The organism is Microbacterium salitolerans (genome assembly GCF_019720895.1).
Classification (GTDB): Bacteria; Actinomycetota; Actinomycetes; order Actinomycetales; family Microbacteriaceae; genus Microbacterium.
On record NZ_JAHKSH010000008.1, the window covers coordinates 44,423 to 54,672 of the forward strand.

A 10,250-nucleotide genomic window follows, 5' to 3' on the forward strand; every position below is an offset into this window, starting at 1 on the left:
CCTCTGCTCCCGCTACGTCCAGTCGCTCGGCGCGGGGCGACGGGTGCTCGGCAGGCGCGAGGCCTCGGCCCAGTCGTGCAGCCAGGCGTCGACCTCCGGCAGCTCGTCGGGCAGGTCGAGGGCCGCGAAGAACTCCTCGTGCGAGACGGATCCGCCGCTGCGCCGGACGATCCGGGCCCGGATGACCGCGCGGGCGTAGATCTCGTCGCCGACGACGGCGCGGTGCTCGAGGTAGAGCGCGCGGTCGTCGTGGCCGATCCAGCGCGTCTCGATGTCGAATCGCTGCCACAGCTCGAGCGACTTGCGGAAGGTGATCGTCTCGTTCGACACGACCGCGTACCACCCGTTGCGACGGAACGTGTCGGCGAGGCCCGTGCGCGTCGTCATGTCCCAGCGCCCGAGGTCGAACAGCGACAGGTATCGGCCGTTGTTCATGTGGCGCAGGAGGTCGATGTCGGTGGGCAGTGTGGTGAGCCGCACCCTCGTGACGGCGTCGAGGGGGAGGGTGCCTTCGCGCCGTCGGCGCAGCATCGCGCGGGCCATCACGAACAGAGTGCGCCAGAGAACGTTCACGATCGGCGATGCTATCCGGGCGCGGCACGGGAACGCAGTCGCGTTGTCGCACCCCGACAACCGGCGGGTCGTCCCGCCCGCGCGGTCGACGCTCGCGGCGATGACGTGCCGGTGCCCGGCGACGAGAGACCTCGCCGGGCACCGACCGGTCTCAGGCCGTCGAGACGACGTCCCGCGCGAAGCGCTCGACGTTGGCGCCCAGCGCCGCGATGCGCGCCTGTCGCGCGGCCTCGACATCGAAGCCGATGTAGGCCGTGCGGGGCTTCCTGCGCACATTGGCGTTGCATTCGAACGCCGCGCACGCGTAGGTGCCGACGGTGTCGCCACGGCGTCCGGCCGCTCCCGCGCGCTTCGCGCTGAAGAGGACGACGTCGTTCGGCAGCTGCACGTCGGCGCACCAGACGCACTGGGTGCGGCTGCGCGGCGACGCCTCGGTCTGCGTGAGCATGATGCCGACGGGCTCGTCGTCGACGATCACGACGACGTAGCCGACGCGCGGCAGCTTGGGGTCCCGCCAGCCGAGGTAGTCGATGCGGTCCCACGCGACGGCAGAGAGGTCGGGGAGGACGAGCGACTTGCGCTCTCGGACGGAGACATTGATGAAGGAGGCCCGGATGCGGGCAGCGTCGATGACGCGCATGATCGAGTGGTGCTTTCTGTGCGGAAGGTACGGGTGAGGAGCGCGGTCCGAATCGGACGCGCGCAGAAGATGAGGGCCGGTCAGGCTCTCGAGTCCGTCGACGCAGAGCGCATCGACGACCTCCTCACTCCCCGCAGGGGCACTCGTGGACACAACGCGCCGATGGTACACCTCGAATCGCCCTGTCGCCTCGGTGCGCGGTTTCTTCGCGGATTCGAGCGCATACGCTGGAAGGCATGTCTTCTTACGTGCTCGCGACAGATGGTGCCTGCAAGGGCAACCCCGGTCCCACCGGCTGGGCGTGGGTGGGGGAGGACGGCCAGTGGTCGGCCGGATCCATTCTCGAGGGGACGAACAACATCGGCGAGCTGATCGCGCTGCTTCAGGCGCTGCGCGATCACGCGGACATCGAGCACCTCACAGTGCAGGCCGATTCGATGTACGTCATCGACACCTACACGAAGTGGATGGACGGTCACCGCCGTCGCGGATGGAAGACGTCGGCGAAGAAGCCCGTGAAGAACCGCGAGATCCTCGAGGCGCTCATCGTGGCGCGCGACGAGCGACGCGAGAAGGGCCTGCCCGACGCCGAGCTCGAGCACGTGCGTGGCCACGCCGGGCATCGTCTCAACAGCTGGGCCGACGAGCGCGCTGTGCGCGCGTCGCATCACGCCGCGGACGGGCGCGAGCTGCAGTGGTCGTCTCGCCGCGGCGCCGACCCGATCGACGTGGCCGTCGCTCCTTCCGCCGCGGGCGAGGATCGCGTCCCGCGCTGACGTGGCGCCCGCCGAGCGGCGGGTCTGAGCGCTACCGTACGGAATCATGAGCGCTGATCCCCTGCACCACCACATCCGACGGATGACGGGGCGCGATCCGCACGAGCGCGGGCGCGTCGCGAACTCCCTCGAGCTGCTGTTCGATCTCGTCTTCGTGATCTCGTTCGCGCAGGCGGCGGACGGCCTGGCGGATCTGATCCACCATGACAATCTCGCGGGCGGCCTCATCGGCTTCGGCTTCGCCATGTTCGCCTCTGTCTGGGCATGGATCAACTACACCTGGTTCGCCTCCGCGTTCGACACCGACGACTGGCTCTTCCGCGCCCTGACGCTGCTCCAGATGGTCGGCGTCGTGGTGCTCGCGGTGTCCATCCCGCAGCTGTTCGCCTCGCTGGAGGACTTCGGATCCGGTGCGGGCGCGCTCGACAACACGGGGATCGTGATCGGCTACGTGATCATGCGCGTGGCGATGCTCCTGCAGTGGCTGCGCGTGGCGGTGCAGAGTCCGGCGCACCGCCCGACGGCGCTGCGCTATGCGGCCGCGCTCGCGATCGCCCAGGTCGGGTGGGTCGTGCTCGCGTTCATCGAGACGACGCCGCTCGTCATGCTCGTGGGATCCGTCGTGCTCTACTCCGTGGAGCTCGCGGGGCCGGTTCTCGCCGAGCGTCGGGGTGCGACGCCGTGGCACGCGCATCACATCGCGGAGCGATACGGGCTGCTCATGATCATCGCGCTCGGCGAGGGGGTCGTCGGCACCGAGGTCGCCGTCGCGACCGTGCTCGAGACGACGGGGTGGTCGATCGAGATCATCGTCCTGGCCCTCGCGGGCCTCACGATCACGTTCTCGCTCTGGTGGCTGTGGTTCCTCACTCCGGCCGGCGATGCGCTCCACGCGCGTCGCCAGCGGGCGTTCGCGTGGGGCTACGGTCACATCCTGGTGTTCGCCGCCGTCGCCGCGATCGGCGCGGGGCTGCACGTCGCCGCGTACGCGATCGAGGACCCAGCCCATGCCGACCCGGCGCGGGCGCTCATCGCCGTCGCGGCGCCGCTCTCGCTCACGCTGATCGGGTTCGAGGTCATGCGCGTGCTGCTTCTCGGCTGGGCCCACTCCCGCGCGGAGACCTGGGCGATGATCGCGTCGGTCGTGATCCTCGTCGGGGCGATCCTGCTCGTCTCGGCGGGCGTGCCGCTCGTCGTGGGCCTTGCGATCGCCGGCCTCGCCCCCGTGACGCAGGTCGTCGCGGAGGAGATCTGGGGACACCGCTCGCGCGCCCTCGCGCTCGCGGACATCCGCGCGCACCGGTGAGCCCGTCGCGGCGCGGCCGGGCTCATGACGAGCGCGCCGCCCCGTCGCGCGTCGAGGGGCGTCCGCGCGGCCTCAGCGCGAGCGCCGCGATCCCGCCGCCGATCGCGCCGAAGAGGTGCGCCTGCCACGAGATCCCGCTCGCCGCGCCGAAGATCCCCGTCAGCATGGATCCGCCGTAGACGACGGCGACGACGACCGCGATGATGGCGTAGCCGATGCCGTGCCCGAGCGACGGCGCGACGAACGCGCGCAGCAGCAGGTAGCCGAAGTAGCCGAACACGAGGCCTGACGCGCCCACCGTCAGCGTGCCCGGGGCGTTCACGACCCACGTGCCGAGGCCGCCGACGAGGGCGATGATCGCGGTCACCGCCCAGAAGCGCCCGACGCCGTCGAGGGCGACCATCACGCCGAGGATCGCGAACGGCACGGTGTTGGCGATCAGATGCCCGAGGCTCGAGTGGAGGAGGGGCGACAGCAGCACCCCGTCGAGACCACGGAGCATCCACGACTCGATGCCGAACGCGGCGCTGAAGCTGCCCGGCAGGATCGCATCGAGGAGGAAGACCGCCCACATGATCGCGAGGAGGACCATCGGCTGCGCGGCGCGGGCGAGGAAGCCCCCACCGCGACGCGGCGCACGTGCGTGAGTCATGGATCCAGTCTCGCGCACACGAGAGCGCCGGGCACCCTCCCCGGGTGGGGACGATGCCCGGCGCCGCCGGTCGAGCTCGCCTCGCGATCAGGCCCGCTCGACGAGGTGGTCGGCGTAGGCCTTGGTGGTGAGGAACGGTGCGAAGGTGCTCGACAGGGCCACGTCTCGGAACACCGCCGCCGCCTCGTCGAACCGGTCGCCATCGGTGCGCTCCGCCGAGGCGAGGACGTCGTCGATCAGGCCGGAGACGTACTCGTGCGTGATCGGGGTGCCCTCCTCGGTGATGCGGTCCTGACGGATCCACTGCCAGATCTGCGAACGCGAGATCTCGGCGGTGGCGGCGTCCTCCATGAGGTTGTTGATCGCGACGGCACCGTGGCCGCGCAGCCACGCCTCGATGTAGCGGATCGCCACGTCGACGTTGCCTCGCACGCCCTCGTCGGTGATGCCGCGCCCGATGAACAGGTCGAGCAGGTGACGCTCACGCACCGTGACGTCGTCGCGCTGCCGATCGAGCTGGTTCGGCCGGTCGCCGAGCACTGCGTCGAACTCGGCGCGCGCGATCGGGATGAGGTCGGGGTGCGCGACCCAGGTGCCGTCGAAGCCGTCGCCGGCCTCGCGCTTCTTGTCGGCCGCCACCTTCTGCGCCGCGTTCTCATTGACCTCTGGGTCGCGGCGGCTCGGGATGAACGCGCTCATGCCGCCGATGGCGAACGCGCCGCGCTTGTGACAGGTCTTCACGAGCAGCTCGGTGTATGCCCGCATGAAGCCCACCGTCATCGTGACCTCGTTGCGGTCGGGGAGCACGAAGCGCGACCCGCGACCGCGGTAGGTCTTGATGATCGAGAAGATGTAGTCCCAGCGACCGGCGTTGAGGCCCGCGCAGTGGTCGCGCAGCTCGTAGAGGATCTCCTCCATCTGGAAGGCCGCCGGCAGCGTCTCGATCAGCACGGTCGCGCGGATCGTGCCGTGCGGGAGGGCCAGGTACTGCTCGGTGAAGGTGAAGACCTGATCCCAGAGGCGCGCCTCCTCGGCCTGCTCGATCTTCGGCAGGTAGAAGTACGGACCGCGGCCCCGGGCGATGAGCTCCTTCGCGTTGTGGAACACATAGAGGCCGTAGTCGACGAGCGATCCCGACGCGGCCATCGTGCGGCCGTGCGCGTCGGTGAAGTGCAGGTGGTGCTCCTCGAGGTGCCACCCACGCGGGCGCATCACGATCGTCGGCGTCTCATCGGCCGTGACCGCGTAGTGCTTGCCGTTGTCCGCCGTGAACTCGAGCTGGCCCCGGATCGCGTCGAACAGCGACAGCTGCCCGCCGATGACGTTGCCCCAGGTGGGGCTCGTCGCATCCTCCTGATCGGCGAGCCAAACCTTCGCTCCCGAGTTGAGCGCGTTGATCGTCATCCGCGGATCCGTCGGACCCGTGATCTCGACGCGGCGGTCCTCGAGGCCGGGGCCCGCGCCTGCGACGCGCCAGTCGGCCCGCTCGCGGATCCGCGCCGTGTCCTCTCGGAACTTCGGATCCCGGCCGTTGCCGATCTCGTATCCGTGGCGCATGCGCGCCGCGAGACGGTCGTAGCGCGCCCCGGCGAACAGGTCGTGCAGCTGGGCGAGGAACGCGAGCGCGTCGGGGGTGAGGATCTCCTCATAGCGCTCCCGCAGGGGCCCGACGATGTCGATCGCGGGGAAGGTGCGCTCGGACACGCGGTCGGTCGGACGGTCGGTGGTGGTGTCGATGAGAGTCATGATGTCTCCTCTGAAGTGCAGCGGACGGCGGGCCGGATCCGCCGTTGTCGGAATGGAGCCAGGCGCCTCTCGGGCGGCCGGTCTCAGAACTGCTCGGACTCGGTGGATCCCACCAGAGCGAGGGTCGACGCCTCGGGGTTGAGGGCCGTCGACACGTGGTCGAAGTAGCCGGTGCCGACCTCGCGCTGGTGCTTGGTCGCGGTGTAGCCGTCGGCTTCGGCGGCGAACTCGGCGTTCTGCAGCTCCACGTAGGCGGTCATGGCCGTCGAGGCGTAGCCGCGCGCGAGCTGGAACATCGAATGGTTGAGGGCGTGGAAGCCTGCGAGGGTGATGAACTGGAAGCGGTAACCCAATTCGGCCAGTTCGGCCTGGAACGACGCGATCTGCGCGTCGTCGAGGGCCGCCGACCAGTTGAAGCTCGGCGAGCAGTTGTACGCGAGCATCTTGCCGGGGTGCTCGGCGTGGACCGCGTTCGCGAACTCGCGCGCCAGCTCGATGTCCGGGGTCCCCGTCTCCACCCAGAGGAGGTCGGCGTACGGCGCGTACGCGAGACCGCGGGAGATGACCGGCTCGATGCCGTTCCTCACGCGATAGAACCCCTCGCTCGTGCGCTCGCCCGTCGCGAAGCGCTGGTCGCGCTCGTCGACGTCGCTCGTCATCAGGTCGGCGGCGAGGGCATCGGTGCGAGCGATCTGGATCGTCGGCACGCCGGCGACGTCGGCCGCGAGGCGGGCCGCGTTGAGCGTGCGGATGTGCTGGCTCGTCGGCACGAGGACCTTGCCGCCCAGGTGGCCGCACTTCTTCTCGCTCGCGAGCTGGTCCTCCCAGTGGATCCCCGCGGCGCCGGCCTGGATCATGCCGTGCGCCAGCTCGTACGCGTTGAGGGGGCCGCCGAAGCCGGCCTCCGCGTCGGCGACGATCGGGGCGAGCCAGTCGCGGGTGAGCGCGCCCTCCGCGGTCTCGAGCTGGTCCTGGCGCAGCAGCGCGTTGTTGATGCGGCGCACGACTGCGGGAACCGAGTTGGCGGGGTAGAGCGACTGGTCGGGGTACGTGTGGCCGGACAGGTTCGCGTCGGCGGCTACCTGCCAGCCCGACAGGTAGATCGCCTGCAGGCCCGCGCGCACCTGCTGCACGGCCTGATTCCCCGTGAGGGCGCCGAGCGCGCGGACGTACTCGTCGCTGTTCAGCCGCTCCCAGAGGACCTCGGCGCCGCGCTTCGCGAGCGTCGCCTCTTCGCGGACGCTGCCGCGCAGACGGATGACGTCCTCGGCGCTGTAGTCGCGCGTGATGCCGTTCCAGCGCGGGTCGGCGGCCCACTCGAGGCGCAGCTCGTCGGCGGTCTGGTTCTGGGCTCCGGGACGGTTCGAGGTGGTGGTCATCGGTGATCTCCTCCGGTGGGCGGCGGGTGCCGCGCTGGCTGATGAGTCCACGATGTGTGAACCGCAACCCCTTTTGCGAGGATTGCTGGACAGAACTTCTGTGGTTCTTCTGCTCCGCGGATCCGTGTGGCAGGATCTGCCACATGACGATGCTCGACGAGGAGATCGACGACAGCGCCGACGCCATCGCGGTCGGCCGACGGATCCGTGCGCTGCGCGCCGCACGCGGCATCAAGCTCTCGGAGCTCGCCGCTCAGGTCGGCCGCGCGCCGAGCCAGCTGTCCATGATCGAAAACGGCCACCGCGAACCGCGCCTGTCGATGCTGCGCGCGATCGCACGGGCGCTCGAGGTGTCGCCCGACGAGCTCCTCGCCGGGGAGGAGCTCGATCCGCGCAGCGAGCTCGAGATCTCCCTCGAGCGGGAGATGCGCTCGCCGCGGTTCCGCGAGCTCGGGCTCGAGCCGTTCCGGATCCCCAAGGGGATGCCCGACGAGGCGCTGCAGGCGATCCTGCGGCTGACGGGCGAGATCGACCGGCTGCGCGACGAGCGGCAGGCGACGCCGGAGGAGGCCCGGCGTGCGAACCTCGAGCTGCGCCGCCTCATGCGCGCGCAGGACAACTACTTCCCGGAGCTCGAGGAGACCGCGCGCGACCTGCTCGCGACGATCGATCATCCGGGGGGTCCGCTCACGCAGCGCGCGGCGGGCGACATCGCCGCGCACCTCGGCATCACGCTGCACTACGTCCCCGACCTGCCGCAGACGACCCGCAGCGTCGTCGACCTGCGTCACGGCCGGCTGTACCTGCCGAATCGCGTGTCGACGGATCCGCGCGGCCCCATGCTGCAGGCGCTCGCGAGCCGGATCCTCGGACACACCGCGCCGACCTCCTACCCCGACTTCCTGCGGCAGCGCGTCGAGCAGAACTACCTGGTGGGCGCGCTGCTCATCCCCGAGCAGAAGGCCGTCGGCGCCCTGCGCGAGGCGAAGGAACGGCGGGCGATCTCGATCGAGGATCTGCGCGACGCCTATTCCGTCTCGTACGAGACGGCGGCCCACCGGTTCACGAACCTCGCGACGTGGCACCTCGACATCCGGGTGCACTTCCTGAAGGTGCATGAGTCGGGCACGATCACGAAGGCGTACGAGAACGACGACGTCAACTTCCCGACCGACCGGATCGGATCCATCGAAGGTCAGCTCTGCTGCCGCCGATGGACGAGTCGGGCGGTCTTCGACGTCGACGACCGGTTCAACCCCTACTTCCAGTACACCGACACGGGCGGCGGCACGTTCTGGTGCACGGCGCGGGTCGAGCACTCGAGCCAGGGCGCGCACTCGGTCAGTGTGGGCGTGCGGTTCGACGACACTCGGTGGTTCGTCGGGCGCGACACGCAGAATCGGGGCGTCTCCCGTCACGCCGACGAGGTGTGCTGCCGTCGGCCGCCGGAGGAGCTCGAGCAGCGCTGGCGCGACGGCGCGTGGCCCAACGTCGCGACGCCGCGCACGCTGCTCGCGACGCTGCCGACGGGCGCATTCCCCGGGGTTGACACGACCGACGTCTACGAGTTCCTGGAGCAGCACGCGCCGATCGCGTGACGCGATTCGTCACAGCGGATCCGCCCGCTCCACGCGCGGATAGCGTGGGAGGACCTCGTTCTTTCACGAAAGGAGACGCCATGGCGCGCGTTCTGATCATCGGCGGTCACGGCAAGGTCGCCCTCCGCCTCGCTCCTCTTCTCACCGGTCGCGGTGATGAGGTCACGAGCGTGATCCGCGATCCCGAGCAGTCGGCCGACATCGAGGCGACGGGGGCGACTCCGCAGGTCGCCGACGTCTCGGATCTCGACCGGGCGCAGCTCGCCGAGCTCCTCGCCGGGCACGACGCGGTCGTGTGGACCGCGGGTGCGGGCGGCGCCGGCGGCAAGGAGCGCACGTACGCCGTCGACCGCGATGCCGCGATCCGCTCCATGGACGCGGCCGCCGACGCGGGCACGAAGCGCTACGTCATGGTGTCGTTCCTCGGGGCGAAGCGCGATCACGGTCTCACCGAGGCCGACGCGCTCTACCACTACGCCGAGGCGAAGGTCGCGGCCGACGAGCACCTGCGAGCGAGCGACCTCGAGTGGACGGTCCTCGGGCCCGGTCCCCTCACGCTCGACGAGCCCACGGGGCTCATCGAGACGCGCGAGCCGGGCCGCGGTCAGGTCTCCCGTGCCGATGTCGCCGCCGTGATCGCGGCGACGCTCGCGGAGCCCGTGACGGCGCATCGCACGATCGCCTTCGGAAACGGCGACGTCCCGATCGAGCAGGCGCTCACGAGCTGACCCCCATGTCCCAGGACACGCCGTCTCGACTCCCTCGAGACGGCGTGTCCTGGGACACGGTGCGGCTGGTGAGCGGAGTGCAGTCGGCGAGCTTCGTCGGATGCCTGTTCACGCGCGGGGCGCGGCCACGTAGGCTCGGGACATGAGCCGGGCATTGCTGATCGTGGACGTGCAGAACGACTTCACAGAGGACGGCGCGCTCGCCGTCGCGGGAGGGGACGCGGTCGCGGTGGGGGTGACGAGGCTCCTCACCGCTCGCGCGCGTGACTACGCCGCGATCATCGCGTCGCGCGACTGGCACGATCCCGACAGCGACAACGGCGGTCACTTCTCCGAGAGTCCCGACTACGTCGACACGTGGCCCGTGCACTGCGTCGCCCGCACGCCCGGCGCCGAGTACGACCCCTGGTTCGACTCGGCCGCCGTCACCCATCACGTCAAGAAGGGGCAGGGCGTTCCCGCCTACTCGATGTTCGAGGGAGCGACAGACGACGGATCCACGGTGCCGCAGATCCTCGACGACGAGGGCATCACGGAGGTCGACGTCGTCGGCATCGCGACCGATCACTGCGTCCTCGCCTCGGCACGCGATGCTCTGGCCGCCGGGCGCCGCGTACGGGTCTTCACCGATCTCATCGCCGGCGTCGGCCCCGACACGAGCAGCGCGGCTCTCGACCAGCTCGTGGCCGCCGGGGCGGAGCTCGGCAGCTCGGGAGCGCATGACTCCTAGGTGTGATGTCCGGGCAGGTTGTTGAGTCTGCTGAAGGGCGGGCCACCGATCGCGGAGTGGTGCCGGTGATGATTGTAGAAGTGCAACCAGCCCGGCAGCGCGTCGCGCCGCTCACCTTCTGA

Annotated in this window: 10 protein-coding genes and 1 pseudogene; 5 read left to right on the forward strand and 6 right to left on the reverse strand. The window is 70.2% G+C overall.

The genetic code is table 11. From position 1 onward, the window contains the following. Nucleotides 1-12: 12 nt before the first annotated feature. Together KOL93_RS15710 and KOL93_RS15715 are read right to left on the reverse strand one after the other, a co-directional pair. Nucleotides 13-573 carry a thioesterase family protein gene (locus tag KOL93_RS15710; protein WP_221586364.1) on the reverse strand — a complete coding sequence of 187 codons (561 nt, stop codon included), beginning with the start codon at nucleotides 571-573 and terminating at the stop codon, nucleotides 13-15. Between the two features lie 151 nt (nucleotides 574-724). Then, nucleotides 725-1,366 (reverse strand): FBP domain-containing protein, encoded by a 642-nt coding sequence (locus KOL93_RS15715; RefSeq protein WP_308291663.1) that lies wholly within the window; start codon nucleotides 1,364-1,366, stop codon nucleotides 725-727. Between the two features lie 83 nt (nucleotides 1,367-1,449). Here KOL93_RS15715 and KOL93_RS15720 point away from each other — a divergent pair, with 83 nt between their 5' ends. Both KOL93_RS15720 and KOL93_RS15725 read left to right on the forward strand, forming a co-directional pair. Next, complete coding sequence (locus KOL93_RS15720; protein WP_221586365.1) at nucleotides 1,450-1,989, forward strand: ribonuclease H family protein; 540 nt, start codon at nucleotides 1,450-1,452, stop codon at nucleotides 1,987-1,989. Between the two features lie 46 nt (nucleotides 1,990-2,035). Beyond that, nucleotides 2,036-3,295, forward strand: coding sequence for a low temperature requirement protein A (locus tag KOL93_RS15725; RefSeq protein ID WP_221586366.1), 1,260 nt, complete (start codon nucleotides 2,036-2,038; stop codon nucleotides 3,293-3,295). Nucleotides 3,296-3,317: 22 nt separating this feature from the next. Here the strand turns inward: KOL93_RS15725 and KOL93_RS15730 are convergent, their stop codons facing one another. The 3 genes from KOL93_RS15730 to aceA all read right to left on the reverse strand — a co-directional run bounded on the left by KOL93_RS15730 (nucleotide 3,318) and on the right by aceA (nucleotide 7,072). Further along, a complete protein-coding gene (locus KOL93_RS15730; RefSeq protein WP_221586367.1) occupies nucleotides 3,318-3,947 on the reverse strand; it encodes a rhomboid family intramembrane serine protease in 630 nt (209 codons plus the stop codon). Nucleotides 3,948-4,034: 87 nt separating this feature from the next. After that, nucleotides 4,035-5,693 carry a malate synthase A gene (aceB, locus tag KOL93_RS15735; RefSeq protein ID WP_221586368.1) on the reverse strand — a complete coding sequence of 553 codons (1,659 nt, stop codon included), beginning with the start codon at nucleotides 5,691-5,693 and terminating at the stop codon, nucleotides 4,035-4,037. Between the two features lie 83 nt (nucleotides 5,694-5,776). Beyond that, on the reverse strand, nucleotides 5,777-7,072 hold the full coding sequence (gene aceA, locus KOL93_RS15740) for an isocitrate lyase (protein ID WP_221586373.1): 1,296 nt from the start codon (nucleotides 7,070-7,072) through the stop codon (nucleotides 5,777-5,779). A gap of 143 nt (nucleotides 7,073-7,215) precedes the next feature. Here aceA and KOL93_RS15745 point away from each other — a divergent pair, with 143 nt between their 5' ends. The 3 genes from KOL93_RS15745 to KOL93_RS15755 all read left to right on the forward strand — a co-directional run bounded on the left by KOL93_RS15745 (nucleotide 7,216) and on the right by KOL93_RS15755 (nucleotide 10,128). Continuing rightward, nucleotides 7,216-8,670: an XRE family transcriptional regulator gene (locus tag KOL93_RS15745; protein ID WP_221586375.1), complete on the forward strand. Its 1,455-nt coding sequence runs from the start codon at nucleotides 7,216-7,218 to the stop codon at nucleotides 8,668-8,670. An 80-nt stretch (nucleotides 8,671-8,750) separates the two neighbouring features. Then, the gene (locus KOL93_RS15750; RefSeq protein WP_221586376.1) at nucleotides 8,751-9,398 is read left to right on the forward strand and encodes an SDR family oxidoreductase; all 648 of its coding nucleotides are present in this window, start codon (nucleotides 8,751-8,753) and stop codon (nucleotides 9,396-9,398) included. A 142-nt stretch (nucleotides 9,399-9,540) separates the two neighbouring features. Further along, on the forward strand, nucleotides 9,541-10,128 hold the full coding sequence (locus KOL93_RS15755; protein ID WP_221586377.1) for an isochorismatase family protein: 588 nt from the start codon (nucleotides 9,541-9,543) through the stop codon (nucleotides 10,126-10,128). On the opposite strand, the pseudogene KOL93_RS15760 reads toward KOL93_RS15755, so the two are convergent. Next, a pseudogene (locus tag KOL93_RS15760) lies at nucleotides 10,125-10,250 on the reverse strand (IS481 family transposase); the annotation flags it as partial. The gene KOL93_RS15755 and the pseudogene KOL93_RS15760 sit on opposite strands and share 4 nt — an antisense overlap.

Excerpts from the sequence above, each read along its gene's own strand:
- KOL93_RS15720 (WP_221586365.1), top strand. The coding sequence starts at position 1,450 with ATGTCTTCTTACGTGCTCGCGACAGATGGTGCCTGCAAGGGCAACCCC.
- KOL93_RS15725 (WP_221586366.1), top strand. The coding sequence starts at position 2,036 with ATGAGCGCTGATCCCCTGCACCACCACATCCGACGGATGACGGGGCGC.
- KOL93_RS15730 (WP_221586367.1), bottom strand. The coding sequence starts at position 3,947 with ATGACTCACGCACGTGCGCCGCGTCGCGGTGGGGGCTTCCTCGCCCGC.
- aceB (WP_221586368.1), bottom strand. The coding sequence starts at position 5,693 with ATGACTCTCATCGACACCACCACCGACCGTCCGACCGACCGCGTGTCC.
- aceA (WP_221586373.1), bottom strand. The coding sequence starts at position 7,072 with ATGACCACCACCTCGAACCGTCCCGGAGCCCAGAACCAGACCGCCGAC.
- KOL93_RS15745 (WP_221586375.1), top strand. The coding sequence starts at position 7,216 with ATGACGATGCTCGACGAGGAGATCGACGACAGCGCCGACGCCATCGCG.
- KOL93_RS15750 (WP_221586376.1), top strand. The coding sequence starts at position 8,751 with ATGGCGCGCGTTCTGATCATCGGCGGTCACGGCAAGGTCGCCCTCCGC.
- KOL93_RS15755 (WP_221586377.1), top strand. The coding sequence starts at position 9,541 with ATGAGCCGGGCATTGCTGATCGTGGACGTGCAGAACGACTTCACAGAG.